The organism is Flintibacter sp. (genome assembly GCF_046973065.1).
Genome location: NZ_JBKVXZ010000052.1, coordinates 1 through 26144, shown reverse-complemented (window position 1 = coordinate 26144; position 26144 = coordinate 1). Strand labels below are relative to the sequence as shown.

Below are 26144 nucleotides of genomic sequence, written 5' to 3'. Positions count from 1 at the left end.
GGCCTGCTCCTGAAGCTCCGCGTCGGTGAGCTGCTCGTCGGCAGGTTTTGTGTCGTTCTCCGCCTTCAGCTGCTGGTAGATGGTGGCCGTATCGGTGTCCACATCCTCCAGCAGGAAGCTGTCGGTAATGACCGAGTAGTTATTGGGATCAAAGTTGGGGGAACTGGCCATGGCCAGCACCTTTCCGGTCTGGGGGTCCATCACCAGGCAGAAGCCGCCGTTTTGCACGTCGTACATCTCAATGCCCTTTTCCAGCGCCTGCTGAGCGTAGGACTGGATGGTAGCGTCCAGGGTCAGGGTCAGATCGTAGCCGTTGATGGCATCGATGTAATTGGAGTAGCTGTTATACATCTCCACGTTCTGGGCGGTCTTGCCCGTCACCACACGGCCGGGCACGCCCTTGAGCAGGTCCTCGTACCAGGCCTCCAGGCCGTAGGCGCCGCCCTCGGAGTTAACGAAGCCCAGCACCTGGCTGGCCAGGGAACCGTAGGGGTAGTAGCGCTTAGTACTGGGGGTGAGATAGAGGTAGTAGGAGGTATTGTTCTCCTCGATAAAGGCCCGGATGGCCTTGGCGTCCTGCTCCTCGATCTGGGTAGCCAGCACCTCATACTGGGAGTTGGTCTTCTCCATGCGCTGTTCCAGCTTCTCCCGGTCCAGGTCAGGCATCAGCTCACACAGGCCGTCCACCACCACATCCCGCTTGCGCTGGATCTCGACGTTGTAGGCATCCTCGTCCAGGTTGCCGTCCTCATCCTTGAACTTACTCTCACTCACACTGGCCACCAGGTCCTTGGGGGCCAGGATCAGGTTGTATACCGTGGCCGACATGGCCAGCACATCGCCGTTGGCATCCAGGATCTCGCCCCGGTTGGCTGACACGGTCACGTCCATCAGCTGCTGCTCGATGGCTTTGGTCTGATACTCATCGTGGTGCACGATGGCGATGTTCCACAGCTGGATCAGCAGAGGAATATATAATCCCAGGCCAAACACGCCCATGAGTACCATAGAGCGGCGGAACACCAGCCGTTTGGACTGGCGGCTGCGCTCGCTGGGGTTTTTCCGGGGTTCGGGCTGCCGTTGTCTGTACATCTGAGTCCTCCTTTGCGGTAGAAGGGCGCAAGAAATTTCTTTCTTGCGCCCTTGTCTGATGTGCCGCTTTACAGCTCACTATATGCGCTATCTCAGCGGAAATATTCGATCACTTGATGGAAAATGTCCTCCAGACCCTCCAGGGCTCCCCGGATACCGGTGGACCGCTCCTGATCCTCGCTCAGCACCACGTTGTCGGGCTGGGACAGATCCAGGTAGACCACTTGGTCGTTGGTGGGCCGGACCATGGTGTCTCCCACGGCGGCCTGGATACGCTCCATGTCAAAGACCCGCTCATACTCAGCCGAGAGGGTCACGTTCTGCGCCTGCAGATCGCTCAGCTCACTGCGCAGGGAGGAGAGCTGGCTGTTGGCCACGGTGAACTGGGCATAGCTGAAAATCACCAGCACCGCAAACACACCCACCGCCAAAAATCCAACCACGGCAAAGGGAGAAATCTCGCCTGCCTCCCGGACCTGAACTTTCGTCCGGGTGAGACTGCGGGTACGCTCGTGGGTGCGAACCTTGGGCTGGGGCTGAAGGGTCCGCTCTTTGGGGCTGCGAAGGGCGCCGCCTTCGTAAGCGGGAGCGTATGCCACGCTGCCGTAGGTATTATATGAGGCTGTGTTGGTGCGATGGCGGCTTGCCATTCCGGTCACTCCATTTCTCTCCCGATTTCACAAAACGATTGCGTGGGGTCTTTTAATTTCTCGGCCACCCGCAGCTTGGCGCTTCGGGCGCGGGGGTTTTCCTCCACCTCCCGCTCAGAGGGAAGGATGGGCTTGCGGGGTGTCAGCTTCACGTCCGGGGTCTTCCCGCACACACACACCGGGAAATCCGGCGGACAGGTACATCCCTTGGCAAATTCGGCCAGATCGGTCTTCACGATCCGGTCCTCCAACGAGTGGAAGGTGATCACGGCCAGCCGTCCCCCCCTGTTGAGGCGGGGAACCGCGGCACGGACCATCCGGTCCACACTGGCCAGCTCATCGTTTACGGCGATGCGGATGGCCTGAAAGCTCCGCTTAGCCGGGTGCTGCTTCTCTTTCAGCGCCCGGGCGGGCATGGCACTTTTGATGATATCCACCAGCTCCAGGGTGGTCTCAATGGGCTTGTCCTGGCGGCGGCGGACGATGGCGGCGGCAATGGAGGAGGCGTAGCGCTCCTCGCCGTACTGGCTCAAAATGCGCCGCAGCTCCTCCTGAGACCACTGGTTCACCACATCGGCGGCGGTAAGCCCCTCAGAGCGGTCCATGCGCATATCCAGGGGGGCGTCGGCCATGTAGGAAAATCCCCGGGAGCCGTCGTCCAGTTGCGGGGAGGATACGCCCAGATCAAACAGCATGCCGTCCACACCGGCCAGTCCCAAGCGGTCCAGAATGGCATCCAGCTGATCAAAGTTGCTGTGCACCAGGGTGACCCGGTCCATCCAGTCCTTCAGCCGGTCCTGAGCCGCGTCCAGAGCGGCCTGGTCCCGGTCCACACAGATGAGCCGTCCCGTGGTCAGCCGCCGGGCAATCTCCCGGCTGTGGCCCGCCCGTCCCAGGGTTCCATCCAGGTAGATCCCGTCGGGGCGGATATTCAAAGCTTCGATACACTCGTCCAGCAGCACCGGACGGTGGGTAAATGTCTCACTCATATCAGATCAGAACCCCAAAGCGCTCATGCACTCGGCCATCTTGGCGGGGGTCATTTCCTCCTCGTCTTCCTGCCAGAGCTTGGCGCTCCAGATTTCAGCCCGGTCGTTCACACCCAGAATGACCGCATCCTTTTCCAGCTGAGCGTACTTGCGCAGCTTCTGAGGAATAACAATGCGTCCCTGGCTGTCCAGCTCGCATTTCACCGCGTTGGCAAACAGGGGACGCATCACTCTGGATTGTGTCATGGGCAGGGAGGCAAATTTTTCGGTAAACTTGTCCCAGGTGGCCTGGGGGTAGATGGCCAGACAGGTGTCGATACCCATGGCCAGGTAAAAGGAGACACCCAGCTCCTCCCGGAGCTTGGCGGGGATGAACAGGCGGCCTTTGGCGTCGATGCTGTGCTCGTACGTGCCGGTCATCCCATTCACCTCTCCCCCACTTGAAACCCTTTTTGTGGGGAATAGCTCCACTTTCCCCCACCCTTGTGTTTTAGTATAAAAGCTGTTGACATAAAAAGCAACCCTTTTTTTCCGATTTGCACAGAAAAAAACCGCAGGTTTCCCTGGGTTTCGACCGCTTTTTCACATAAAACATACGTTCTATTTTATTTTACATAATTTCTCATTTCGTTTTTTCGTTGTGCTTTCGTTTCTTTTTTGGCACAATATCTTGTGGTTTTTATCTGCCATCTTCCACCATTGCGTCCTTCGTCATTTTATGGTACACTCGAACAAATCAACACGGAGTGAGGGAAACGCTATGCTGGATTGGAAAGAATTGGAGCAGGAGTGCCTCTCCTGCCAGAAATGCGCCCTGTCCCAGACCCGCCATAACGTGGTCTTCGGCACCGGCCCCCGGGATGCGGAGGTCATGCTCATTGGAGAAGGCCCCGGCGAGAACGAGGACCTGCAGGGACTGCCCTTTGTGGGCCGGGGCGGCAAGCTGCTGGACGACATGCTGGAGGTCATCGACCTGAGCCGGGAGAAGAACGTGTACATTGCCAACATGGTCAAGTGCCGTCCGCCTCAGAACCGGGACCCCCTGAACACGGAGCAGGACGCCTGCATCGGCTATCTGCGCAACCAGGTGGCCCTCATTCGTCCCAAGATCATCGTGTGTCTGGGCCGCATTGCCGCCATGCGGCTCATCAAGCCCGACTTCAAGATCACCAAGGAGCACGGCCAGTGGTTTGAAAAGTCCGGCGTGCAGATGATGGCCCTGTTCCACCCGGCGGCCATTCTGCGGGACCCCCGCCGCCGCCCCGAGACCTTCGAGGACCTGAAGCGTCTCCAGGCCAAGATCCAGGAGATCTGCGATCATACGTATTAAAAGGTATAAAACACAGGGCGCTGCCAAAAGCAGCGCCCTGTGTTTGTTTTTATTTCATTATCCCCGGGCCACCGCTTCGGCCACCCGGATGCCGTCCACGGCGGCACTCACAATTCCCCCAGCATATCCTGCACCCTCGCCGCAGGGATACAACCCCCGCAGGTTGGACTGGTACGTCTCGTCCCGGACGATCCGCACCGGAGAGGACGACCGGGTCTCCACCCCGGTGAGCACCCCGTCGGGATGGGCAAAACCGTGGAGCTTCCGGTCCAGAACAGGCAACGCCCCCCGAAGGGTATCGGTGACATAATCAGGCAGACAGTCCTCCAGTGTAGTCCAGGTCACGCCGGGCTGGTAGGTAGGCCGCACTTCTCCAGGTCCCTGGGAGGCGCGCTTTGCCAGAAAATCCTCCACCCGCTGGGCCGGAGCCATGAAGCCGCCGCCTCCCGCCTGGAACGCGGCGCGCTCCCACTGCTCCTGGAAGCGCACTCCGGCCAGTGGGTCGGCACCGAAGGTCTGAAAGTCCTCCGGACCAACTCCCACCAGGAAACCGCCGTTGATGTTCTCTCCATCCCGGCTGCGGTAGCTCATGCCGTTGGTCACCAGCTGGCCCGGCTCGGAGGCCGAGGCTACCACCTGGCCGCCGGGGCACACACAGAAGGTAAAGGCGGAGCGGCCGTTGGGCAGATGGCAGGCCAGCTTGTAGTCGGTGGGCGGCAGCTGGTCCCAGAAGGGGCCGTACTGGGCCTGGGAGATGAGCTTCTGCTTGTGCTCGATGCGCACACCAATAGCAAAGCTCTTCTGCTCCATGGGCACCCCCTCCTGCTCCAGCATCCGGAAGGTATCCCGGGCGGAGTGGCCGGGGGCCAGCACCAGGGCATCACAGTCCAGACGGTAGCGCCCCTCCGGGCCCTCCACCCAAATGCCGCTGAGCTGTCCGCCTCTGTGCTCCAGTCCGGTGAGGCAGCTGCCAAAGCGCACGTCACAGCCCAGGGAGATGAGCTCCTGACGGATGGTTTTCACCACCTGGCGCAAAATATCGGTACCGATGTGGGGCTTGTGGGACCACTTCACGTCCTCCGGCGCTCCCGCTTCAATGAGGGCGTCCATCACCGCGGCAATGCGGGGGTCGTGGGTCCCGGTGGTCAGCTTGCCGTCGGAGAAGGTGCCTGCACCCCCTTCGCCAAACTGCACGTTGGAGCTGGGGTCCAGAGCGCCGTCCTTCCAGAACCGCTCCACATCTTTGGTGCGGGTATCCACATCCTGGCCCCGCTCCAGCACCACGCAGGGAATACCGTTCCGGGCCAGAAACAGAGCGGAAAACAGGCCCGCCGGCCCCATTCCCGCCACCACCGGCATGTTGGTGGAACGGCGCTTTACCTCAGGGAATGCGTAGGGTACCGGATAGACCAGGGAGACGTTGCGGGCCGTGCAGGCCGACAGCACCGCCTCCTCCTGCTCCACTTCCACATCCAAGGTATACACATAGTGTACATCCTGCTTTTTCCGTGCGTCGATGGACTGACGCACCAGCCGCACCTGCTTCAATGCCCCGGGACGCAGCCCCAGCGTCCGGGCCGCTTTGCGGCGCAGCTGTTCCAAACTCCCGCCCACAGGCAGGGGAATATTTTGAATCCGTATCATGTTATCACCCGCCCCCAGTGTACCATACCCCCGCCATACTTAAAAGCTTGTTTTTTCTCTGTGTTTTCCTCTTTTTGCTCTGAAAATTTTACCAGGAGATATAAGGCATGACTTTTTCGACAGAATATGATACAATGTGACAAGCCACCCATTTTATCCGCCCTTCTCTTTTGGTGTATCTTAACAATTTTCCCGCTTCAATCCTTCTCTTCCAGCTGCCCTGCCGACATCATGCCAGGCAGGCGCGTTTTTTCGTGGAAAGGGTTCCCACATAATGTCCACACCCGGGCGTCCGGTTTTTTTGCTCCCAGGCACTTTTGTGGGCGGACATGAATTTTTTATTCCCAGAGCTGCCAAAAATAAACACGGAGGGCACCCTGTGTGTGTTTGGTAATTGCCCATCCATCAGTTTTAAAAGGAGGACCGACTATGGCCAGGAAAACAGTAGAACGAAATATCTCATACGACGACATACGCCATCTCTACTACGTCAGCATTGACCTGGGGCGGGATGAAAATGGTAAGCGCATCAAGCAATACCGTACCTTCCCCACCCTGGCCGCGGCCCGAAACGGTCTGAAGGAATTTCATGCCACCCGGGAACAGCCCCAGTTTGTTCCCGCCCAGGAGATGACCCTGTCCCAGTGGCTGGAATACTGGATGGACTCCATCGTGCGTCCCAACCGGGCGGAGACCACGGTGTACGCCTACCAGAAGATCATCGACAACCACATTGACCCCGCCCTGGGAGACACGCCCCTGACCAAGCTCAGCGCCAAACAGGTCCAGGAGTACTACACCACCACCCAGCGGGAGGCCAATCTCTCCTCCAACACCATGCGCCGCCACCACGACCTGCTCTCCAGCGCCCTGCGCTCGGCGGTGCGCCAGGAGATGATCCCCGTCTCCCCCATGAACCGGGTGGAGCCGCCCCGTCCCCGTCCCAAGGAGACCTCCTTCTACGACAACCTGGAACTCAAGCAGCTCTACCAGCTCATCCAGGGAAAACCTCTGGAGCTGCCGGTAAAGCTGGCGGGCAGTCTGGGTATGCGCCGGGAGGAGATCTGCGGTTTGAAGTGGGACAACGTGGACCTCCAGCGCCGCCTGGTCATCATCCGGGAGGCCCGCACCGCCTACGGAGCCAACATCGTGCAGAAGGAGACCAAAAACCGCGCCTCAGTGCGCACCCTCTATCTGGCCGATGAGCTGTGCCTGCTGCTGGAGCAGGAGCAGAGCCGCCAGGAGGCCCTGCGCTGCCAGGACCCGGACAATTTTAACCCCGAGGGCTACGTGGTCCTGGACCATAAGCAGCGCCCCTACTCCCCCAACGCCCTGTCTCTGGCCTTCACCCGTTTTGTGCGCCGCAACAACCTCCCTCGCCTCACCTTCCACGGCCTGCGCCACACCTTTGCCACCATCGCCTCCTGCCAGGGAGCTTCCCTCTTTGACATCGGCAAGGCCCTGGGCCACTCCACCCCCTCCACCACCGGACGCATCTACACCCACCTGGTGGACCGCACCCACGAGGACCTGATGCTGCGGGTGTCCGACGCGCTGAAATAAGCCGCGTCTTCCTCTTGTAAGGCCGCGTTTTTTCTTGTATAGTGTAGGGGAAGAGATTGGAAGGAGTTGATTGTTTGCGCGTCATGGCCATCGACTACGGCGACGCCCACACCGGCGTTGCCATCTCCGACCCCACCGGCTTTCTGGCCGGGATGACTACCACCATCCACTCCCGCAAGGCGGAGGTGGTGCTCTCGGAGCTGGCGCGGCTGGTCAAAGAGCACCAGGTGGACCAGCTGGTCATGGGCTTTCCCCGGAATATGGACGGCACGGAGGGACCCCGTGCCCAGCTCTACCGGGACTTTGCCGCCCAGGTCGCCCAGGCCACCGGTCTGGAGCCGGTGCTGTGGGACGAGCGGCGCACTACCGTGGATGCCCACCGCATTCTGGCCGAGGGGGGCAAAAACGCAAAGAAGCGGAAGAAAACCGTGGACGCGGTGGCCGCTTCGCTGATTTTAGAGGGATATCTGGATTTTCAGCGCATGAAAAACCGCTGAACAGGAGGGCAAACGATGCTGCTTCTTAACGTAACCTACACCATGAAGCCCGGTATGCGGGATACCTTTTTAAAGGAGGTACAGGCCCAGGGCATTCTGGATGCCGTACGCCAGGAGGACGGCTGCCTCCAGTACGCCTACTACCTGCCCGCGGAGGAGGACGACACCCTGCTGCTGGTGGAGCGCTGGCGGGACCGGGCGGCCCAGCAGGCCCACCTGACCACGCCCCACATGGCCGCCCTGGGGAAGATCAAGGCGGACTGTGTGGTGGACACCCAGATCGTATCCGGCACCGCCGAGGAGTGACCCCACTTCTCCGGCGGGAATATTTGTGAGGAGGATATTACATCATGGAGATCAAAACCGTCTGGTCGGTGTACTTCAGCGCCACCGGCACCACCGAGAAGGTGGTCACCACCCTGGCCAAGACTGTGGCCCAGGAGCTGGGCGCTCAGTACCAGACCTTCAGCTTCAACCTGCCCAAGAGCCGGGAGGACGAGCTCACCTTCGGCCCCGACGACCTGGTGGTCATGGGCGTGCCCGTCTATGCCGGCCGCGTGCCCAACCTGCTGCTGCCCTATGTGCGGGACAAGGTGAAGGCCCAGGGCGCCCTGGCCATCCCTGTGGTGCTCTACGGCAACCGCAACTTTGACGACGGCCTGATGGAGCTGAAAAACGTCATGCGGGACAACGGCTTTATGCCGGTTGCCGCCGGCGCCTTCGTGGGCGAGCACTCCTTCTCCACCATTCTGGGCGCGGGCCGTCCCGACGCCGACGACATGGCCCTGGTGGACGAGCTGGCTCACAAGGCCGCTGAGAAGGTGAAAGGTCTCACCGAAGCCCCCACCCAGGCGGTGGAGGTGGAGGGCTGCGACCCCATCCGCCCCTACTACACCCCCCGGGACCGCTACGGCGAGCCCATCAAGGACTTTTTGAAGGCCAAGCCCAAGACCGACCCGGACAAGTGCGTCAAGTGCGGTCTGTGCGCCCGGCTGTGCCCCATGGGCTCCATTGACCCCAATGACGTATCCAACGTGGTGGGCAAGTGCATCAAGTGCTGCGCCTGCGTGAAGAAGTGCCCCAAGGGCGCCAAGTACTTCGATCACGAGGGCTACCTCTACCACCAGCATGAGCTGGAGGACCAGTACGCCGGACGGCGTGCCCCCAGCAAGATCTTCCTGTGAGCGGTTACATACCGGGCCAGGGCGCACCCAGCGCCCTGGCCTTTGCCAAATCCCAGCTGTGTGAGGCCTGCCACCTCCTCTACCAGCGGGGCTATGTGGCCAGCAACGACGGAAACCTCTCCCTGCGCCTGGAGGACGGCCGGTTCCTCATTACCCCCTCGGGGGTGAGCAAGGGCCGCATCACCCCGGAGATGCTGGTGGTGTGCGACGGAGAGGGCCATGTATTAGAGGGGAACCGGCACCCTTCCTCCGAGGCCCCCATGCACTGGGCGGTGTACGCCGCCCGTCCCGATGTAGGCGCGGTGGTCCACGCCCACCCAGCCGCTGCCACTGCCTTTGCCGCCTGCCGCCGCCCTTTGGACGTACCCTATCTCACCGAGGTGGTCAGCGGGCTGGGCCCCATCCCGGTAGCTCCCTATGCCCTGCCCTCCACCCCGGAGGTGCCGGAAAGTATCCTGCCCTTTGTGGCCGACCACAACGGGGTACTGCTGGCCAACCACGGTGCCCTCACCTGGGGGAGCGACCTGTGGAGCGCCTTTGACCGCATGGAACAGCTGGAGCACACGGCAAAGATCTATTTGAACATCGCCCTGCTGGGGGAGGGTGTCCCCCTGACTGAGCAGCAGGTAGAGGCCATCCGTGGCCTGTCGGAGCACTACCGCACCCTGGCCCAGCCTCGAACGAAGGAGGAACCCCATGACTGACCTTCCGGAAAATGTCCGCCTTAGTCCCGATGGGACCGGCGTCATCATTTTGGACCAGACCCAGTTGCCCGCACGCCGGGTCTTTCTCACCCTGACCACTGCCGGGGAGATGTATGAGGCCATCCACGCCCTGCGGGTGCGGGGTGCCCCTGCCATTGGAGTATGCGCAGGCATGTGCCTGTCCGCCCTGGCCCATCAGCGCCCCCAGATGGAGCGCCCCGCTTTTGACACTTGGCTGCGGGAGCAGGCGGACTATCTTGCCTCCTCCCGGCCCACGGCGGTGAATCTGTCCTGGGCGCTGCGGCGTATGACGTCCCTGCTGGAGCTGCCCCTCCCCCTGCCGGAGCTTCTGGACCGGTTGGAGGCGGAGGCTCTGGCCATCCAGGCCGAGGACATAGACATGTGCGAGAAAATTTCCCGCTACGGCCTCTCCCTGCTCCACCCGGGGGACGGGGTGCTCACCCACTGCAACGCCGGCCCTCTGGCCACCTCCTGTTACGGCACCGGACAGGGTCCCCTCCACCTGGCGGCCAAAGAGGGCTTCCCCCTGAAAATCTTTGCCGACGAGACCCGCCCTCTCCTCCAGGGGGCACGGCTCACCGCCTATGAACTCCAGCAGGCGGGGGCAGACGTCACCCTCATCTGTGACAACATGGCCTCCCTGGTGATGAAAAACGGCTGGGTGCAGGCCTGCATGGTGGGTTGCGACCGGGTGGCCGCCAACGGGGACACCGCCAACAAGATTGGCACCAGCGGTGTGGCTATCCTGGCCCACCACTACCACATCCCCTTCTACGTGCTGGGCCCCACCTCTACCATCGACTTAAGCTGCCCCACCGGGGCAGATATCCCTATCGAGGAGCGCAGCGGAGAGGAGATCCGCTCTCTCTTTTATAAAGAGCCCCAGGCTCCGGCAGGAATAACGTGCTATAACCCCGCCTTCGACGTCACCGATCACACCCTCATCACCGCCATTATTACCGAAAAGGGGATCTGCCGTCCCCCCTACACCCAGTCTCTGGCAGCTCTGTTTTGATCTTTGATTTTAAATTAAAATAGGAGGTCCTCATTATGCAGCGCAAACCCTTTGGACAGACCCGGGATGGCCAGGCCGTGGAGATCATCACCCTGGACAACGACCAGCTCTCCTGCACCTTCCTCACCTACGGCGCTACCCTCGTCTCCCTGAATGTTCCGGACAAGGAGGGCAAGATGGTGGATGTGGCCCTGGGCTATGATACTCTGGATGCCTATGAGAGCCAGGATAAATACCTGGGCGCCACCGTGGGCCGCTATGCCAACCGCATTGCCGCCGGCCGCTTCACCCTGGACGGTGTAGAATACACCCTGGCCGTCAACGACGGAGACAACCATCTCCACGGCGGCCCCACCGGCTTCTCCACCCGGGTATGGCAGGCCGAAGAGGTCCCCGATGGGGTCCGCTTCACCTACCACAGCCAGGACATGGAGGAGGGTTTCCCCGGCGCCCTCACCGCCCAGGTGACCTACTCCCTGGATGGCAATGCTTTGGTGGCCCGCTACCAGGCCACCACCGACCGTCCCACCGTCTGCAACCTCACCAACCACACCTACTTTAACTTAAACGGCCACAACAGCGGCTCCATTCTGGACCACGTTCTAGTTCTCCACGCCGCCCACTACACCCCCGTGGTCCCCGGCAGCATCCCCACCGGAAAGATCGAAGAGGTGACGGGCACCCCCATGGACTTCCTCTATCCCCACACCATCGGCCAGCGCATCGGCCGTCTCTTCCCTCAGCTGCTGCACTGCGGCGGTTACGACCACAACTGGGTCATTGACGGCCCCATGGGCACCCTCCGTCCCGCCGCCCGGCTGGTGGGCGACAAGAGCGGCATCACCATGGAGGTGGAGACCACCCTGCCCGGCGTTCAGTGCTACGCAGCCAACTTCCTGGCCGGCTGCCCCACCGGCAAGGGCGGCGTCACCTACCACAACCGGGAGGGCGTGTGTCTGGAGACTCAGTTCTACCCCGACAGCCCCAACCACCCCAATTTCCCCTCCTGCGTGCTGCGCCCGGGTGAAACCTGGGACCATACCACCGTGTTCCGTTTCTCCAAGTAAACAAACAGCCTCCCGGCTTTGGTTCCCCCTGACAGGGGTAACTTTGCAGGTGTCTGAACCCCCGGCAGATATTGCTTCGGCAGTATCTGCCGGGGACTTCTTTTTGTCTCACGCACCCTTGGCGGTGGACTGACCTTTCGGCTGTGGCAGTTCCACACAGCCAATGTCATTGTAGTGGATCTCCACCGTCTGCTGAGCGTGCTTGCTCCACTTCACGTCCTTTTCGTGGATCACGATCTTTCGGATGAACAGCCGCAGCAGCTCCGGTGTCAGCTCCTGGATGTCTGTGTACCGCTTTGCCAGGGAGATAAAGTGGTCTGTGCCGGACACCTGCTCCCGCAGCCTCTGAATGGCAGTTTCCTTTTCTGGGATGGTCTTATTCAGCGCTTCCATCTCCTGGGTGTAGCTGCCGGAGAGCGTCTGGAATTGCTCCGCTGTGATCCGCCCCAGGACGCTGTCCTCATAAAGGCGCTTGAAGATGCTGTTCAGCTCCTTACTCCGCTTCTTCATAGCGGCCAATTCCCGTTCCAGCCCACGCATCTCTTTTCGGATCTCCGCAGACTGTCTGCTGCCGATGTATGCGGCAAACTCCTGGGTGTGCTCCCTGGCCATTGCTGTCACCCGCCGCAGATCCTCCAGAACCACGTCATCCAGCACACACTCCCGGATATAGTGGGCGGTGCAGAGGGTGCCGTCCTTCTTGTAAGTCCGGCAGGTGAAGTGGTTGTAGGACCGGCTCATGGTATGGGCGCGGTGGAGCACCATGGTGCTTCCGCAGTCGGCGCACACCACCAGCCCGGAGTACTTGTTCTGCTCGTCCATCTTGGTAGGTCGCCGTTTGTGCTGGCGTACCCGCTGGACGATATCCCAGACCTCACGGCTCACCAGGGCGGGGTGGGTATTTTCCAGCACCATGCATTCCTCCCTGGGATGTTCCACTTTCCGCTTGTCCTTGTAGGAACGGGTGCTGTACCGGAGATTGATGGTGTTGCCCAGGTAAATCTCATTCTCCAGCATGTTGGCAATCGTACTGTCGGACCACCCATAGGGATCATTCAAATTCAGACTGCTATGGGCAACGCCAAAGGTTTTGTAAGCGTAGGCCGTAGGGCATAGCACTTGTTCCCGCTTCAGCAGTCGGGCTATCTGGCTGGGTCCTTGCCCAGCGGCGCACAGGGCGAAAATACGGCGCACCACGGCGGCGGCCTCCTCGTCCACCACCAGCTTCTTGCGGTCCTGCTCGTCCTTGCGGTAACCGTAGGGCGCTCTGGTGCCCAGCCGCTCCCCGCGCTCCGCCTTGGCCCGCTGCACCGCCCGGATCTTCCGGCTGGTGTCCCGAATAAACCACTCGTTGAACAGGTTCTTGAAGGGCATCAGCTCTGTGCTCTCGCTCCGGTCGGTATCCACATTGTCGTTGATGGCGATGTAACGGACGCCGAACATGGGGAAGCGTTCCTCGATGTACAGCCCCGTGTGGAGCTGGTTGCGTCCCAGCCGGGACAGGTCCTTGGTGATGATGGTGCGGATCTTCCCGTTTTCCATATCCGTCATCATCTGCTGGAAGCCGGGGCGGTTGAAGCTGCCCCCGGAATAGCCATCATCCACATAAAAGCGGGGGTTGGGGAAGCGGTGCTCCCGTGCGTACCGCTCCAGGATATTCCGCTGGTTCTGGATGCTGTTGGACTCTCCGTCCGCCCCGTCATCCTGGCTAAGACGGCAGTACAGGGCGGTGATCTCATTCTGGTTTGACTGTTTCATACAGCCCTCCTTTTTTCTCGTCAAACCGATTCAGCGCATCGCGCCTACACAATACCCCAAAGCCTGGGCAATGTCCAGTCCTTTAGGCACACAGCTTTCCCTGCTGCGCGTCCAGGTTGATGAGGGCTTTCAGCTTGTCCTCCGGGGTGGCGCTGCCTTGCTGCGGGAACACAGACACCACACGGATAAGCCGCCCATGGGAGCGCTGAAGGCGTTCCGCTTTTACCTGTTGAACATCATCTTTCGCTTCTTCTGACATTTTCGTTTCCTCCATCTCTGGTCGGGAAGGTTCGGCAACTTTGCCAAACCTTGCTGGGCAGCGCTTTTGGTGATTTCATCAAAAGCGGTCTCACGGCTCTGTGGTATATTCCGCTCCTCCCGCGGATCGCCTTTGACACTATTGTCAAAGGCAATTTTCTGCTCCTGTGACATAAAAGTGACGCTCCTGACGATTCGGCTGAAAGCGCCCAGTTTCTACCTATCCCCCCTCTGGGCCTGCGAGGCCACACGGGGCCTCCTGTGGCCTTACAGAGGCTATTACTGGGTGGAGAGAAGGAAGTACTCCTCACAGAGCTTGTCCGCCAGAAACTCCAGCTGCGCAATCTGCTCCGGGGCGAGTTCTCTGGCCTTTGGGCAGCGGGCGATCTGCCGGATGTTGGAGTAGATATGGTTTACGGCGGGATGCGGGTCTATCTTCTGCCTGGGCATTCGGGCGTGGATCGTGGTTTACTTGATCAGCTTGCGGAAATAAGTTGTGACCGGCAGTCTGGTGATGGCCAGATAGCGGCACAGCCGCTGGTACTGCTCCTCCGTCATGCGGACGGACAGAGAACAGCTGTTGTCCCGCATAGGTGGGCGTGGCTTGTGTTTATACCGCATAGGGGTACCCCAGCTTTCGCACCTGCCGGAATTGCTCCACCACCTGGGCCAGGCGGCGGACGGAAAAGCCCAGCTGCTGGGCGGTGCCGCAGCCGCTGTTGAATGCCCTGGCCACGGCGTTGATGTCCCGGCCAGCCTCATCCGCAAAGGCGATGGCCGCTCTCGTCTCTTTCTCCCGGTAGAGTATAGGGCGGTTTCGCTCCAGCTCTCTCATCAGCCAGGCGTTGGCGGACAGTCCGGCAGCCCTGCTTTTCTCTTTCAGCAGGTCGTATTCCTCCTGGCTCATCCGGATACAGGTGCGGTGTGTTTGTGTGTTCATGTTGCTCCTCCTCTCGGGAGACGGCTCCAGGTCCATCCCCGGTTCTCGCACCCATCCTAACAGATAATGCGGACAGTCTGTGTCCGCATTAAAAAAGAAAAATGGGGGGTCTCATGATGCACCCTGCCCTGGATTTCTTGACCTCTAGGGTGCTAACATGGACACCCTTGTACGGATTATAATGTACCCAATCATGTAGACAGTTTAGTGAAAAAACGACATCCTGATGCAGGTGAAAATAGGGTCCGGCAAGGTTGCCGGACCCTATTTTCAGCGCAATGAACTGCCGCCGGAATTGCCAAATATTCAAATGAGATCGGATTTGATGATTTCACTAAACCCGATCTAAGCTCAGACGATCTTCCGGCAACCTTGCCGAAAAGTTCCGCCCGAAGGCGGCATCGGGGACAGGGGTTTCCCCTGCAAGCGCGCAAAATGTACATTTGCGCTATGCTTGCGTGAAACGCCTGCCCTTCAGGGCAGGCGTTTTACCGCCGCCAGGGGCGGCGGTGCCATGCGCGGCAGAGCACGATTTGTCACCTCACCACACAAAGAATGGTCACACACTCAAGTATACCGACGAGCGGAACACCCACCCATCCGCCTCAAACCAGGCGTCATCACGTATGCCAAAACCTGCGAGACCTATGTGACCTAGGGGAGGATAACCAGATCGATGCTCCTCAGGCGAACATTCAGTACGCCGTACTGGAGCCGGAAGGTTACCAACCGGAACTGGTAGAAAAGATGTACTTTGCCCGCACACGCAAGGGTACCATGAGCAGGCCGGAGTTCGAAAACTGGATCCGTAACGCGGAGCGATTGTAAGATCAGGCGCTGAAGAGCTATAAAAAATCACGGACACTTGAGGAGAAAGACCTGATCCTGGAGAAATTGAAAGCGGATCTAAATTGCGTGAGAGAAAGGGATACTGTCAGGTAGCGTGTTTTGCCGTTTTTTCTTCTCACATAGAGTTTTTCGCACAATCAATCAAAGCAGACATCCATTTCGGTCTTATCGCACCGAGACGGATGTCTGCTTTTGTAGTGGTTCAGTTCATTTGAGAGTTCCCAGGCCAATTTGAATCCGCAGAGAAAGCTGTCTATGGATCGTTCCTCCGCGATTAGATTTTGGGTATCAATGATCCGCAATACTAATTTTCTCTCTGGCTTTTCCAGCCGCTCGATGAGCTGTCGGTGGCAGTCATCGATCTCCTGCTCGGCCTCCTCCATGGGCAAAGGTGTGTAGAATCTATCATACAATAGTTTCAGGGTGTCGTTCATATGTCCTGCCTCCTGTCAGCAAGACACCATAGCACAAAAGCGGCAGAATATCCAGCTAAAAACAGATATTGTACTGTACCAAAAAATATGACCATTTTTTGATAAAAAACTCAAAAAGGAGAAGTGGGTGACAGCCAGTGTCCATGACGTATGCTATAATGAGCTTGACATCAGTCCTCAAAAGTCAGAAATTTTTGCGGTGCCACATCCAGTACGGCAGCAATGTCAAACAAAGTGTCCAAAGACAGTGCTTTGGAGATGTTAGGTGCCTCCAGGTGGCCGATATAAGCAGGGGTAAGACCGACCTGCTCCGCCAGTTCTTCCTGGGTCAGTCCCCGGAGCTTTCGGTAGTAGGCAATCTTTAACCCGATCTGACGGTATTGTTCAGTGTAGATGGATTTCATAGTTGATTCCTCCATATGCAACTATGGTAGCGAATCACGACAGAAATTGACATGAGCTATAAAATATATTATTATATTTTTTAGATAGTAATATGTGCTTGTGAGCACATGATTATTCATGGAGGATCGTATGGACGGCACATTGGTAAAGTCGGAGCGTCTGCTGCAGATTTATTCCAGGCTGGTCAGCGGCGATGTTCTCCCCAAAAAAGAATTAGCGCAGCAATTTCATGTCACGGAGAGAAGCATCCAGCGTGACATGGAATCGCTGCGCTGTTTTTTTGCTGAACAGGGGCTGCGGCAGGATATCGTCTACGACAAGCAGGAAAGAGGTTACCGGCTGGAGCAGCCTGCTCTGCCGCTGCTCAATAACAGTGAGATCCTTGCGGTATGTAAGATCTTACTTGAGAGCCGCTCCATGCGCCGGGATGAGATGCTGCCGATTCTGGACAAGCTCATCTCCTGCTGTGTACCGAAACAGAGCAAGCGTGCGGTAGCAGAACTGCTGGCCAACGAGAAACACCATTATATTGAGCCGCATCATGGTCAGCACATTCTCCCTGGCCTGTGGGAGATCGGCCAAGCGGTACAGGATCACCGGGTACTGGAGATCGAGTACGAGCGCATGAAGGAGCCGAAGCTGGTGCGCCGCCGAGTGCTGCCGGTGGGTATCATGTTCTCAGAATACTACTTCTACCTGACAGCATTTCTGGAAGATAAGAGCACATTTGATAACCCGGATGATTTGTTTCCCACCATTTATCGAATTGACCGGATCAAGTCTTTCATAGTTCTGGATGAGTACTTCCAAGTTCCATACAAGGATCGCTTTCAGGAGGGGGAGTTCCGTAAGCGGGTGCAGTTTATGTACGGTGGCAAACTGGAACGTATCCGGTTTAAATATACTGGTCCATCCATTGAGGCCGTGCTGGATCGTCTGCCTACGTCGAAGATCGTGGAGCAAGACGAGGAGGGCTGGACTTTGGAGGCTGAGGTGTTTGGCAAGGGCATTGAGATGTGGCTGAGAAGCCAGGGAAACTATATTATTCTTATTTGAAGAACAATCTAATTTATTAAGGAGTGGGTATAGTATGCTTTATACGAAGGCCAAAAAGGAAGCTCTTTCAATTTATGAACACGCAGTGGAAAAGTACAATAATACATACCAAACTATGCAGGAAACGGGGTCCCGACTCTATTCCTTACGGCAAGATAGTGTAAAGTTGATCCAAGAAATAGAGCTTTTACTCAATAGTATCGCAAACAAGCCAAAGGAATTTGAAAAAACAATTTCTGATATTCAGGCTGAACAAAAGAAGTTTCGAGATGCAGAAGAGTATGCCGCAGAAGCAATGAAAGCCGCTGTGAAATCTGGTATTAGCGTTGCCGCCGGAGTGGCTGGCGGAGCCGCTGTGGCGAGTATGGCACCTTCTGCCGCCATGTGGGTGGCCACCACCTTCGGAACTGCCTCCACTGGAACTGCAATCTCCACATTATCTGGTGCAGCAGCAACAAAAGCGGCGCTGGCATGGTTGGGCGGTGGGGCGTTGTCTGCCGGGGGAGCAGGAGTTGCAGGTGGCCAAGCTCTCTTAGCCTTAGCTGGGCCCATTGGCTGGGGAATAACCGGGGTAACCACGGCAGCATCTGTAGTTGCATTAGGGCATAAAAACAAGAAGATTGCAGATGAGGCAATTGCTGAAGCGAAGAAAATTACCATTGCTGGGGCAGAGGTCAACGAATCCAGCGCCAAAATTCAGCATCTTATAGATGAAACGGTTATGTTGATGGATGATTTGCGAGATATGTCTCGGGCAAACACACTTTTAAGGGATGCAAATTATCTGGAACTGTCTGAGAAAGAGCAATACCGTCTTGGTGCTATGGTTAACAGTACTCTGGCGTTAGCTGAAATGCTGAACAAGACCATTTAGGAGGATTCAGTATGGATGTCGCGCAAATTGTAAAAAGCACGCAGGAACAGGGTGTTGCTGCATGGGTTGATTATCTAAATCAGTTGCGGTTGAACGAACTTCTGGCAAAGCTGACCTCACAAAATATGAATCTTGAGCAGGCGTTGGCCGAACTTCAGAAGATGAAGGTCAATATTGCTGCCTTGATTGAAAACAATCGGGGCGGCGCAAAAGGAATGCATGGCTTTATCGCAGAGACTGCGGAGGTTGGCATTGAAAACGCACGTAACCTGATAAAAGGATTAGACGCGGTCTGCGAGTGGATCAATAACAATGGCCCTGCAGACATTCTCAGAAATGGTACAGAAATTCAGCAAAAGTTTGTGCGATCCGGGGGGCATTTCGGCCTTGAGGCTGTCAAAGCCCATTTGGAGCAATACCCTGATTTTATTCGAAATGGCGGAAAATATCAAATTCCGAAAGATTTCTATAACGACCTCCAAAGGATTTTGGCGCTTTCTCAGGAAGAAGCAGCGAAGGAATCTACCAGTACATATCAATTGTGGAAGTGGATTCATACCTTCTTTGAGGAAACTGGAGTTTCTCCAAGTGATTTAGAACCTGCGGTTTTAGATTATTCAGCCGTACAGGCCGGAAAAATTGGCAAAACCATTCAGCAAGAAGAAAACAACATTAAAGCGGAGGATCAGCGTCGTCGTAATGAAGCATATGAGGCCAGCAAGCCCACATTGCAGGAAGGTGTCAAGGCAGCTGGAATCTCTGTAGCGATGGAAGGCGGTATGACATTCTGCCTTGGCGTATGGAAGAAACACAAACAGGGCAAACGCCTTTCGGAGTTTACTGCGGAGGACTGGAAGGATATCGGCATTGACACCACAAAAGGAACTGTTCAAGGTGCAATCCGTGGTGGAACCGTTTACGCAATGACAAACTTCACTGCTACACCGGCTACGGTTGCAAATGCATTTGTCACAGCAGCTTTCGGCGTAACGGGTCAGGGAATCAAATTCCGCCGAGGCGAAATTTCGGCGGAGGAGTTTGTTGAAAATTCCGAAATCCTGTGCCTGGATGTGTCAATTAGTGCTGTTTCTGCAATGCTGGGCCAGGTGGCGATCCCAATTCCCGTTCTGGGAGCCATGATTGGAAATGTTGCCGGGATGTTCATGTATCAGATTGCCAAGGACAATCTTAGCGAGAAAGAGCAAATACTGATCCAAGCCTATCAGGAGAGTTTTGCCGCACTAAATCAAACGCTGGATGAACGGTATTACAAGCTCCTCGCAATGTTAAAGAAAGAAATGGAAAGATTTTCATCTATGTTGGAGCTTGCGTTTGACCCAGATGTCAACATTGCATTTGATGGTTCTATCGTATTGGCCGATTATGTCGGTGTGACTCCGAAAAAAGTTCTGCGAAACAAACGGGATATTGACCAGTATTTTCTGAATTAAACATAAATCAGGAGGAAAACGCCATGGAAACTACCAATAAATGCGATTATGAGGATGACCTGCTGGAAGAGCTTCAAGGCTACAAATATAGGGAGATGTTTGAGAAAGCAAACAATATCGTGCTGGGATTTGTAGCAAGCACTACAGCTACAGGCGCTGTGCCGATTCCATTTGCCGACGCTCCGCTTTTGGTTGGCCAGCAAGTAGCCATGATGATTGCCATTAATAAGGTGTTTGGATTTAATATCCAACGCGATGCACTCCAATCTCTGGTGGTTGCGGCTCTTGGTGTCAGTGGAGCCACTGTGATTGGTAAGACTGTAGCATCTAATCTGATGAAACTGGTTCCTGGCGCAGGTTCAGTAGCCGGCGGAGCTGTGTCTGCCGGTACAGCGGGTGTGATCACGCTTGCCCTTGGCAAAGCCTATATTGAGGTTTGCAAAGCAATAAAAATGGGAAAGTTGGATCAAAATGCCTTGACCAAAAAGGAAGGCCGAGAGATGCTGAAAAAGGCATTTAAGGAGCAGATGAAAAAAAGTAAAAAATAAAAGTTCTGAAAAGAAATATTTTACTGAGGCGGCATTACCGTTAAGACCTCACGTGCAAAGTATAAACGCCTGTGGATGCAATTTGTTCGCATCCATAGGCGTTTCCCGTACACAGCGTTAAGCCCCATAGGTGCACATTGTGTACCTATGGGGCTTAACCCGTATCGAGAGATCGTTTTTCGCAGCACTTTTCAAATAGCGGGGGCGAGGACAGTTAACCGGCTGTTTTCGCCCTTTTCTGACGTGCGCAAAAAGAAGGGCCTGCGGATTTTCCGCAGGCTCTTCCACGCTGATGCGCAAAATTGGTTTTTTGTTGTCCTTTTGCGGGGGCTCCTTTAGCCGGGAGGCTGTTCTTTTATTCTGTTTATCTGCGGCGGCGTCCGCTGTAACGGCCCCGCCGGCTGGCGCCTGCACCAGCATAACGGCGGCGCTTGCTGAAAACGAAGATCCGCAGCAGTAGAGCCACCACGGCCACCACAACGATCACCAGCAGCAGCTTGACCCACCAGTTCTGGAAGAACTTCTGGATGCGGTCCAGGCGGTAGAGAAGCTCCGAGCGCTCCACCGAGCTGTCGGCGATCAGGTCCAGGGTGCCGTACTCCTCCCCCTGATAGAGAAGCCGCATAGTTCCCAGTACCTGGCCCTGCTCCACCGGAGCTTCCACGGTGTCGTTGAAAAGGTTAATGACCTTCTCCATCTCGTCCACGTTCACGTCCTTGGGCAGGGTGCGGGCGATGGAGCCCGAGGGCCGCACCATCACCTGGTCGCTCTGGGTAGACAGGGTGACATTCACCTTGGCCACTACCTCACTGTCCTCTGAAATGACGGTGCGCTGGAAATTTTCAAACCCCCAGTTCAGCAGCTGGATGGTGTCATAGAACTGGGCCACCTTCTCGCTGCCGTCGGCCAGGGTAATGGTCTCCGGCTCCCCCATAACCACGGAGATGAGGTAGGTGTCCCCCTTCTTGGCGGTCTCCACCAGGCACTTGCCTGCCTCGTCGGTGCTGCCCGTCTTGCCGCCGGTACCAGGCGTATAGAGGTAGCCGGTGTACGTCCAGTTGGAGGTAAGGGCGTTGGTGTTGCGCACGGTGCGCTGCTCGCTGAGGTTGGTGGCAGGAATGGTGTAATTGGGGCTGGTGACGATCTTCTGGAACAGGTCGTACTCCATGGCCGCCTTCATAAAAAGAGTAATGTCATAGGGCGTGGTGTAGTGGTCCGGGTCATGGAAGCCATGTGGATTGGCAAAGTGGGTGTTCTCGCATCCCAGCTCCTTGGCCTTGTCGTTCATCATGCCCACAAAGGTGTCGATGTCACCGCCCACCGTCTCGGCCAAAATCTGGGCGGCCTCATTGGCCGAGGGGAGCAGCAGACAGTACAGAAGCTGCTCCACCGTCAGCACCTCTCCAGCCTTAATATTGGCCGTAGAGCTGCCCTTGGGGATAGTGGCGGCCGTGGCAGAGGCTGTGATCTGGGTCTGGGCGGTAAGCTTGCCCGACTCAATGGTCTCCAGAGTAAGCAGGGCGGTCATTACCTTGGTGATGCTGGCGGGGTAGACCTTGTCGTGGCCGCCCACCTCGTAAAGGACCTCGTCGTAGTTGGCGTCCACCAGGATGGCGTTCTTGCCATGAAATTCCGGCGGCTCCAGCGCCAGGGACTGGAAGGGCAGCAGCAGGGTGGTCATTATGGAGACCACCAGCACCAGGGCAAAAAGGCGATATTTTTTCATGGGAAATTCTCCATATGTATGATATAATATAGGTTCAGAGGGTCCGGCACCCCCATCGTCCGGGTTTCTCTCAATGACAGATAAATTTATTATAGCAAACCAATCACGCCGCCGCAAGCGGAAGGAGCGGAAAAAATGGCTGGTATTTCCCGGTATGAGGCCGCGGCTCTTGGACTCACCGCCGCCTTTGTTTTCTTCACCGCGGGCTGGTTTTTTGCCAGCCGCACCGCAAGTGACCCCTACACGGTCACCGTCCAGCACAGCCAGAGCACCGCAGTCTCCTCCGCGGAGCAGACACAGACCGGGGAGAGCAGCCAGCCCGAAAGCCTTCTGGAGGGGGAGCGCATCCCGGTAAACACGGCCGACGTGTATGAGCTGGACCGCCTGCCCGGCATCGGTCCCACCAAGGCCCAGGCCATCGTGGACTACCGCACCGAGCACGGTCCCTTCCAGAGCGCAGAGCAGCTGCTGGAGGTCTCCGGGATCGGCGAGGCCACCCTGGAGGGGCTTTTGGACTATATCACCTTAGATTGACAAGGGAGCTTTATCATATGGCAAAAATATTAGTGGTGGACGACGAGCGCGTCCTGGTGAAGGGAATCACCTTCAACTTAAAAAACGAGGGCTATCAGGTGGAGACCGGCTACGACGGCGAGGAGGCGGTGGAGCTGGCCCGGGAGGGCAAGTTCGACCTCATTATTCTGGACCTGATGATGCCCAAGATTGACGGGCTCCAGGCCTGCATGCGTATCCGGGAGTTTTCCAACGTGCCCATTATCATGCTCACCGCCCGCAGCGAGGACACCGACAAAATCATCGGCTTTGAGTGCGGCGCGGACGACTATATCACAAAGCCCTTCAACATTCTGGAGCTGAAGGCACGGGTGCGTGCTCTGCTGCGCCGCTCAGGCGCGGCGGTCCAGCACCAGGCGGCCGGCCAGCTCACCGTGGGCCACATCCGTCTGGATCCCAACGAGCGCTCCGCCTGGAAGGACGGGGTGAGCGTGGACCTTACCGCCAAGGAATTTGACCTGATGGAGCTTCTCATGCGCAACCCCGGCCGGGTGTACAGCCGGGAGAACCTGCTCAACGTGGTGTGGGGCTATGAGTATATCGGGGACTACCGCACGGTGGACGTCCATGTGCGGCGGCTGCGGGAAAAGCTGGAGCTGGACCCGGCCAACCCCCAGTATATCCGCACCAAGTGGGGGGTGGGCTACTATCTCAGCAGCCACCCCGAACAAAAGAAATGATTCCAGGAAAGGAGGGGCCGCCCCTTGGATAGCCGAACCCCGGGCAAGGCCCAGCAGAAGATCCCCTTCTTCTCCCGGCTGCAGGTCAAATATGCCATGAGCTATCTGGCCATTCTGGCGGTGGTGCTGGTGCTGCTGAACACCTACCCTCTCATCGCCTCCCAGAATCTGCTCTTCTCCTCCAAGCGGGACTCGCTGAAAAATCAGGCCGCGGTGATGGCCTCCGCCCTCATGGAGCTGGAGTCCCTCAATGCCGACCAGGTGGCCAGGGTCATGAACATGCTGGACAGCACTGGCCTGAGCCGGGTGCTGGTCACCGATCCCTCCGGTCTCATTCTCTACGACAGTCTGGCCCAGTCCAACTCGGAGGAGGAGTCCAAAGACAGCCAGTCAGACGCTCAGCCGGAGGAGGAATACCGCTACGCCCTGTTTCAGGAGGTGGTACTGGCTCTGGAGGGAAACGACGTGGTCTACTCTCAGTATCAGGACGGCCGCTTTCTCTCCACCGCCGCCTGTCCCATCGTCTACCGCGGCATGACCATCGGCGCCATCTACCTCACCGAGGAGGACACCACCCAGGGCGCTCTGCTGATGAATCTGCAGCAGAACCTGCGCTCTATCTCTTTGGTGCTGGTGGCCATCGCCCTGACCATCAGTTTCCTATTTTCCAAAGTGCTCACCTCCCGCATCGGCGCTCTGCTGGGCGCCATCCGCATCGTGGGTGAAGGGGAGTATGGCCACCGTCTCCAGCCTTCGGGCAAGGACGAACTAGCCCACCTGGCCGAGGAATTCAACCAGCTCACCGACCGTCTCCAGACCACGGAGGAGATCCGCCGCCGCTTTGTCTCTGACGCCTCCCACGAGCTGAAGACCCCGCTGGCCTCCATCCGCCTTCTGGCCGACTCCATCCTGCAAAACCAGGAGATGGACGCGGAGACGGTGCGGGACTTTGTGGGGGACATTGGCGACGAGGCCGAGCGCCTCACCCGTATCACCGAGCACCTGCTGGCCCTCACCCGGCTGGACAGCCTGCCGGTGGGCGAGACACAGATCGTGGACATGGCCCAGGTGGCCCAGCGGGCTATCAACATGCTCACCCCGGTGGCCGAGGCTGCCGACGTGACGGTGGAGGCCAACTGGAAGCCCGGCTGCACCCTGCGGTGTACCGAGGACGACCTGTACCAGATCTGCTTTAACCTCATCGAAAACGCCATCAAGTATAACTTCCCCGGCGGCCGAGTCTTTGTCACCGTGCGCCGGGATGGGGACCAGGTGCTGCTGGAGGTAGCCGACACCGGCGTGGGCATCCCGGAGGACGAGCTGCCCAAGGTCTTTAACCGCTTCTACCGGGTGGACAAGGCCCGCTCCCGGGCCGCCGGCGGCACCGGCCTTGGGCTGTCCATCGTGCGGGATACAGTGCGCCGTCACGGCGGCTGGGTCACCGCCCAGCGCCGCCAGAGTGAGGGCAGCGTGTTCACCGTAGGCTTCCCCTGCGAGACCCCCGAAGTGGGAGGTGACTTCTCATGAGGCGTGTCTTTGTTCTGCTGCTGGTCCTGCTGCTGACCCTGTCCGGTTGTAAAACCAGCTCGAAAAACGGCGGCTATCAGCTTTATTTCCGGGTGGATCCGGAAACCTCCACCCACGGCGCGGCCATTGCGGGCCAGAACTACCCCGGCAGAGAGGAACCCGGTGTGGAAGAGCTCTTCGCCGCTCTCATGGCCGGTCCCACTCAAAATGGACTGGTCTCTCCCTTCCCGCAGGGCGTGACACTGATCAGCTGGGAGCTGTCCGACGGCCTTCTCACCCTGAATCTCTCGGAGCAGTACGGCGGTCTGGCCGACGTATCCCTTGCCCTGGCCGACTACTGTCTGGTTCTCACCATGAGCCAGATCGCCGGGGTGGATTCGGTGCAGATCCAGTCCGACGGCCACACCTACCACTCCCGCAGCCACCAGACCATGACCTCCCAGGAAGCAGTGCTGGATCCTGCGTGGCTCCCCCAGGAGACCTCTTGACAAATGGTCCAAATCTCGTTACCCTTATACATTATCAGTTCAATGTGATAAAGCGCCCGGAAACGGGCTTGAAGAACAGAAAGAAGGAGTTTCCATGAGCAACTATCAGATCGCCACCGAATGCCTCCACGCCGGCTATCGTCCCGGCAACGGGGAGCCCCGCAACTTCCCCATCGTCCAGTCCACCACCTTCCGCTATGAGACCAGCGAGGAGATGGGCAAGCTGTTCGATCTGGAGGCCAGCGGCTACTTCTACACCCGCCTGCAGAACCCCACCAACGATACCGTGGCGGCCAAGATCGCCGCTCTGGAGGGCGGCAGCGCCGCCATGCTCCTCTCCTCCGGCCAGGCGGCCAACTTCTATGCTATCTTCAACATCGCCGGCTGCGGCGACCACGTGATCTCCTCCACCTCCATCTACGGCGGCACCTTCAACCTGTTCGCCGTCACCATGAAGCGTATGGGCATTGAGTTCACCTTTGTGGACCCCGAGTGCTCCGAGGAGGAGCTCAACGCCGCTTTCCGGCCCAACACTAAGGCGGTCTTCGGCGAGACTATCGCCAACCCCGCCCTCACCATCCTGGACATTGAGAAGTTTGCCAAGGCTGCCCACGCTCACGGCGTGCCCCTGATCATGGACAACACCTTTGCCACTCCTGTGAACTGCCGTCCCTTTGAGTGGGGCTGCGACATCGTCACCCACTCCACCACCAAGTACATGGACGGCCACGCCCTCACCGTGGGCGGCGCCATTGTGGACAGCGGCAAGTTTGACTGGAACGCCCACGCCGACAAATTCCCCGGCCTCACCACCCCCGACG

Annotated in this window: 30 protein-coding genes; 17 read left to right on the top strand and 13 right to left on the bottom strand. The window is 57.8% G+C overall.

The window, feature by feature from the left end; all coding sequences use genetic code 11:
* The 4 genes from ACLTXB_RS15085 to mraZ all read right to left on the bottom strand — a co-directional run.
* Positions 1-1092: penicillin-binding transpeptidase domain-containing protein (locus tag ACLTXB_RS15085; RefSeq protein WP_428227565.1), on the bottom strand; the 1092-nt coding region annotated here is incomplete at its 3' end.
* 92 nt (positions 1093-1184) lie between these two features.
* On the bottom strand, positions 1185-1742 hold the full coding sequence (locus ACLTXB_RS15080; RefSeq protein WP_020989894.1) for a hypothetical protein: 558 nt from the start codon (positions 1740-1742) through the stop codon (positions 1185-1187).
* Positions 1743-1747: 5 nt separating this feature from the next.
* Complete coding sequence (gene rsmH, locus ACLTXB_RS15075; RefSeq protein WP_428227564.1) at positions 1748-2731, bottom strand: 16S rRNA (cytosine(1402)-N(4))-methyltransferase RsmH; 984 nt, start codon at positions 2729-2731, stop codon at positions 1748-1750.
* A 6-nt stretch (positions 2732-2737) separates the two neighbouring features.
* Positions 2738-3151, bottom strand: a complete 414-nt coding sequence (gene mraZ, locus ACLTXB_RS15070) for a division/cell wall cluster transcriptional repressor MraZ (protein ID WP_008981626.1) — start codon at positions 3149-3151, stop codon at positions 2738-2740.
* A 340-nt stretch (positions 3152-3491) separates the two neighbouring features.
* On the opposite strand from mraZ, the gene ACLTXB_RS15065 reads away from it, so the two are divergent.
* Positions 3492-4061 (top strand): uracil-DNA glycosylase, encoded by a 570-nt coding sequence (locus ACLTXB_RS15065; protein WP_020989893.1) that lies wholly within the window; start codon positions 3492-3494, stop codon positions 4059-4061.
* 57 nt (positions 4062-4118) lie between these two features.
* Here the strand turns inward: ACLTXB_RS15065 and ACLTXB_RS15060 are convergent, their stop codons facing one another.
* Positions 4119-5705 carry an NAD(P)/FAD-dependent oxidoreductase gene (locus tag ACLTXB_RS15060; RefSeq protein WP_428227563.1) on the bottom strand — a complete coding sequence of 529 codons (1587 nt, stop codon included), beginning with the start codon at positions 5703-5705 and terminating at the stop codon, positions 4119-4121.
* A 429-nt stretch (positions 5706-6134) separates the two neighbouring features.
* Here ACLTXB_RS15060 and ACLTXB_RS15055 point away from each other — a divergent pair, with 429 nt between their 5' ends.
* The 7 genes from ACLTXB_RS15055 (at position 6135) to ACLTXB_RS15025 (ending at position 11756) form a co-directional block, all read left to right on the top strand.
* Positions 6135-7268: a tyrosine-type recombinase/integrase gene (locus ACLTXB_RS15055; protein WP_428227562.1), complete on the top strand. Its 1134-nt coding sequence runs from the start codon at positions 6135-6137 to the stop codon at positions 7266-7268.
* Positions 7269-7342: 74 nt separating this feature from the next.
* Entirely contained in the window at positions 7343-7765 is a 423-nt protein-coding gene (gene ruvX, locus ACLTXB_RS15050; RefSeq protein WP_008981622.1) for a Holliday junction resolvase RuvX, read from the top strand.
* A 15-nt stretch (positions 7766-7780) separates the two neighbouring features.
* Positions 7781-8071 (top strand): putative quinol monooxygenase, encoded by a 291-nt coding sequence (locus ACLTXB_RS15045; RefSeq protein WP_428227561.1) that lies wholly within the window; start codon positions 7781-7783, stop codon positions 8069-8071.
* A 44-nt stretch (positions 8072-8115) separates the two neighbouring features.
* Positions 8116-8949, top strand: coding sequence for an EFR1 family ferrodoxin (locus ACLTXB_RS15040; protein WP_428227560.1), 834 nt, complete (start codon positions 8116-8118; stop codon positions 8947-8949).
* Positions 8946-9653, top strand: coding sequence for a class II aldolase/adducin family protein (locus ACLTXB_RS15035; protein WP_428227559.1), 708 nt, complete (start codon positions 8946-8948; stop codon positions 9651-9653). The genes ACLTXB_RS15040 and ACLTXB_RS15035 overlap by 4 nt, the downstream gene beginning before the upstream one ends.
* Positions 9646-10689, top strand: a complete 1044-nt coding sequence (gene mtnA / locus ACLTXB_RS15030; RefSeq protein ID WP_428227558.1) for an S-methyl-5-thioribose-1-phosphate isomerase — start codon at positions 9646-9648, stop codon at positions 10687-10689. Before ACLTXB_RS15035 ends, mtnA begins: the two co-directional genes overlap by 8 nt.
* A gap of 35 nt (positions 10690-10724) precedes the next feature.
* A complete protein-coding gene (locus ACLTXB_RS15025) occupies positions 10725-11756 on the top strand; it encodes an aldose epimerase family protein (RefSeq protein ID WP_428227557.1) in 1032 nt (343 codons plus the stop codon).
* A gap of 108 nt (positions 11757-11864) precedes the next feature.
* Here ACLTXB_RS15025 and ACLTXB_RS15020 read toward each other — a convergent pair whose 3' ends face one another.
* From ACLTXB_RS15020 to ACLTXB_RS14990, 7 genes are all read right to left on the bottom strand, one after another.
* Positions 11865-13514 (bottom strand): recombinase family protein, encoded by a 1650-nt coding sequence (locus tag ACLTXB_RS15020; RefSeq protein WP_298732297.1) that lies wholly within the window; start codon positions 13512-13514, stop codon positions 11865-11867.
* Positions 13515-13596: 82 nt separating this feature from the next.
* Entirely contained in the window at positions 13597-13773 is a 177-nt protein-coding gene (locus ACLTXB_RS15015; RefSeq protein ID WP_162609414.1) for a hypothetical protein, read from the bottom strand.
* A gap of 278 nt (positions 13774-14051) precedes the next feature.
* Positions 14052-14222, bottom strand: coding sequence for a hypothetical protein (locus tag ACLTXB_RS15010; RefSeq protein WP_428227556.1), 171 nt, complete (start codon positions 14220-14222; stop codon positions 14052-14054).
* An 18-nt stretch (positions 14223-14240) separates the two neighbouring features.
* Complete coding sequence (locus ACLTXB_RS15005; RefSeq protein WP_428227555.1) at positions 14241-14363, bottom strand: hypothetical protein; 123 nt, start codon at positions 14361-14363, stop codon at positions 14241-14243.
* A 19-nt stretch (positions 14364-14382) separates the two neighbouring features.
* Positions 14383-14712: a plasmid mobilization protein gene (locus ACLTXB_RS15000; RefSeq protein ID WP_087334564.1), complete on the bottom strand. Its 330-nt coding sequence runs from the start codon at positions 14710-14712 to the stop codon at positions 14383-14385.
* A gap of 986 nt (positions 14713-15698) precedes the next feature.
* Positions 15699-15995 carry a DUF6809 family protein gene (locus ACLTXB_RS14995; protein ID WP_087334566.1) on the bottom strand — a complete coding sequence of 99 codons (297 nt, stop codon included), beginning with the start codon at positions 15993-15995 and terminating at the stop codon, positions 15699-15701.
* Positions 15996-16165: 170 nt separating this feature from the next.
* Complete coding sequence (locus ACLTXB_RS14990; protein ID WP_087334567.1) at positions 16166-16399, bottom strand: helix-turn-helix domain-containing protein; 234 nt, start codon at positions 16397-16399, stop codon at positions 16166-16168.
* A 130-nt stretch (positions 16400-16529) separates the two neighbouring features.
* Between ACLTXB_RS14990 and ACLTXB_RS14985 the strand changes: the two genes are divergently transcribed.
* From ACLTXB_RS14985 to ACLTXB_RS14970, 4 genes are read left to right on the top strand one after another with little or no spacing between them, the layout of a single operon-like run.
* Entirely contained in the window at positions 16530-17456 is a 927-nt protein-coding gene (locus tag ACLTXB_RS14985; protein WP_428227554.1) for a helix-turn-helix transcriptional regulator, read from the top strand.
* Positions 17457-17490: 34 nt separating this feature from the next.
* Positions 17491-18330 (top strand): hypothetical protein, encoded by an 840-nt coding sequence (locus ACLTXB_RS14980; RefSeq protein WP_087334571.1) that lies wholly within the window; start codon positions 17491-17493, stop codon positions 18328-18330.
* Between the two features lie 11 nt (positions 18331-18341).
* Positions 18342-19781: a hypothetical protein gene (locus ACLTXB_RS14975; RefSeq protein ID WP_428227553.1), complete on the top strand. Its 1440-nt coding sequence runs from the start codon at positions 18342-18344 to the stop codon at positions 19779-19781.
* 23 nt (positions 19782-19804) lie between these two features.
* The gene (locus ACLTXB_RS14970; protein ID WP_087334574.1) at positions 19805-20329 is read left to right on the top strand and encodes a YcjF family protein; all 525 of its coding nucleotides are present in this window, start codon (positions 19805-19807) and stop codon (positions 20327-20329) included.
* A gap of 364 nt (positions 20330-20693) precedes the next feature.
* On the opposite strand, the gene ACLTXB_RS14965 is transcribed toward ACLTXB_RS14970, so the two are convergent.
* Positions 20694-22055, bottom strand: a complete 1362-nt coding sequence (locus ACLTXB_RS14965; RefSeq protein WP_428227552.1) for a D-alanyl-D-alanine carboxypeptidase family protein — start codon at positions 22053-22055, stop codon at positions 20694-20696.
* A 135-nt stretch (positions 22056-22190) separates the two neighbouring features.
* Between ACLTXB_RS14965 and ACLTXB_RS14960 the strand changes: the two genes are divergently transcribed.
* The 5 genes from ACLTXB_RS14960 to ACLTXB_RS14940 all read left to right on the top strand — a co-directional run.
* On the top strand, positions 22191-22589 hold the full coding sequence (locus ACLTXB_RS14960) for a ComEA family DNA-binding protein (protein ID WP_302667176.1): 399 nt from the start codon (positions 22191-22193) through the stop codon (positions 22587-22589).
* A 17-nt stretch (positions 22590-22606) separates the two neighbouring features.
* The gene (locus tag ACLTXB_RS14955) at positions 22607-23308 is read left to right on the top strand and encodes a response regulator transcription factor (RefSeq protein WP_020989891.1); all 702 of its coding nucleotides are present in this window, start codon (positions 22607-22609) and stop codon (positions 23306-23308) included.
* 24 nt (positions 23309-23332) lie between these two features.
* Complete coding sequence (locus tag ACLTXB_RS14950) at positions 23333-24835, top strand: sensor histidine kinase (protein WP_428227551.1); 1503 nt, start codon at positions 23333-23335, stop codon at positions 24833-24835.
* Positions 24832-25323: a GerMN domain-containing protein gene (locus tag ACLTXB_RS14945; protein ID WP_008981612.1), complete on the top strand. Its 492-nt coding sequence runs from the start codon at positions 24832-24834 to the stop codon at positions 25321-25323. The genes ACLTXB_RS14950 and ACLTXB_RS14945 overlap by 4 nt, the downstream gene beginning before the upstream one ends.
* A 94-nt stretch (positions 25324-25417) precedes the next feature.
* Positions 25418-26144: PLP-dependent transferase (locus ACLTXB_RS14940; protein ID WP_428227550.1), on the top strand; the 727-nt coding region annotated here is incomplete at its 3' end.

Excerpts from the sequence above, each read along its gene's own strand:
- ACLTXB_RS15080 (WP_020989894.1), bottom strand. The coding sequence starts at position 1,742 with ATGGCAAGCCGCCATCGCACCAACACAGCCTCATATAATACCTACGGC.
- rsmH (WP_428227564.1), bottom strand. The coding sequence starts at position 2,731 with ATGAGTGAGACATTTACCCACCGTCCGGTGCTGCTGGACGAGTGTATC.
- mraZ (WP_008981626.1), bottom strand. The coding sequence starts at position 3,151 with ATGACCGGCACGTACGAGCACAGCATCGACGCCAAAGGCCGCCTGTTC.
- ACLTXB_RS15065 (WP_020989893.1), top strand. The coding sequence starts at position 3,492 with ATGCTGGATTGGAAAGAATTGGAGCAGGAGTGCCTCTCCTGCCAGAAA.
- ACLTXB_RS15060 (WP_428227563.1), bottom strand. The coding sequence starts at position 5,705 with ATGATACGGATTCAAAATATTCCCCTGCCTGTGGGCGGGAGTTTGGAA.
- ACLTXB_RS15055 (WP_428227562.1), top strand. The coding sequence starts at position 6,135 with ATGGCCAGGAAAACAGTAGAACGAAATATCTCATACGACGACATACGC.
- ACLTXB_RS15045 (WP_428227561.1), top strand. The coding sequence starts at position 7,781 with ATGCTGCTTCTTAACGTAACCTACACCATGAAGCCCGGTATGCGGGAT.
- ACLTXB_RS15040 (WP_428227560.1), top strand. The coding sequence starts at position 8,116 with ATGGAGATCAAAACCGTCTGGTCGGTGTACTTCAGCGCCACCGGCACC.
- mtnA (WP_428227558.1), top strand. The coding sequence starts at position 9,646 with ATGACTGACCTTCCGGAAAATGTCCGCCTTAGTCCCGATGGGACCGGC.
- ACLTXB_RS15025 (WP_428227557.1), top strand. The coding sequence starts at position 10,725 with ATGCAGCGCAAACCCTTTGGACAGACCCGGGATGGCCAGGCCGTGGAG.
- ACLTXB_RS15020 (WP_298732297.1), bottom strand. The coding sequence starts at position 13,514 with ATGAAACAGTCAAACCAGAATGAGATCACCGCCCTGTACTGCCGTCTT.
- ACLTXB_RS15015 (WP_162609414.1), bottom strand. The coding sequence starts at position 13,773 with ATGTCAGAAGAAGCGAAAGATGATGTTCAACAGGTAAAAGCGGAACGC.
- ACLTXB_RS15010 (WP_428227556.1), bottom strand. The coding sequence starts at position 14,222 with ATGCCCAGGCAGAAGATAGACCCGCATCCCGCCGTAAACCATATCTAC.
- ACLTXB_RS15005 (WP_428227555.1), bottom strand. The coding sequence starts at position 14,363 with ATGCGGGACAACAGCTGTTCTCTGTCCGTCCGCATGACGGAGGAGCAG.
- ACLTXB_RS15000 (WP_087334564.1), bottom strand. The coding sequence starts at position 14,712 with ATGAACACACAAACACACCGCACCTGTATCCGGATGAGCCAGGAGGAA.
- ACLTXB_RS14995 (WP_087334566.1), bottom strand. The coding sequence starts at position 15,995 with ATGAACGACACCCTGAAACTATTGTATGATAGATTCTACACACCTTTG.
- ACLTXB_RS14990 (WP_087334567.1), bottom strand. The coding sequence starts at position 16,399 with ATGAAATCCATCTACACTGAACAATACCGTCAGATCGGGTTAAAGATT.
- ACLTXB_RS14985 (WP_428227554.1), top strand. The coding sequence starts at position 16,530 with ATGGACGGCACATTGGTAAAGTCGGAGCGTCTGCTGCAGATTTATTCC.
- ACLTXB_RS14980 (WP_087334571.1), top strand. The coding sequence starts at position 17,491 with ATGCTTTATACGAAGGCCAAAAAGGAAGCTCTTTCAATTTATGAACAC.
- ACLTXB_RS14975 (WP_428227553.1), top strand. The coding sequence starts at position 18,342 with ATGGATGTCGCGCAAATTGTAAAAAGCACGCAGGAACAGGGTGTTGCT.
- ACLTXB_RS14970 (WP_087334574.1), top strand. The coding sequence starts at position 19,805 with ATGGAAACTACCAATAAATGCGATTATGAGGATGACCTGCTGGAAGAG.
- ACLTXB_RS14965 (WP_428227552.1), bottom strand. The coding sequence starts at position 22,055 with ATGAAAAAATATCGCCTTTTTGCCCTGGTGCTGGTGGTCTCCATAATG.
- ACLTXB_RS14960 (WP_302667176.1), top strand. The coding sequence starts at position 22,191 with ATGGCTGGTATTTCCCGGTATGAGGCCGCGGCTCTTGGACTCACCGCC.
- ACLTXB_RS14955 (WP_020989891.1), top strand. The coding sequence starts at position 22,607 with ATGGCAAAAATATTAGTGGTGGACGACGAGCGCGTCCTGGTGAAGGGA.
- ACLTXB_RS14945 (WP_008981612.1), top strand. The coding sequence starts at position 24,832 with ATGAGGCGTGTCTTTGTTCTGCTGCTGGTCCTGCTGCTGACCCTGTCC.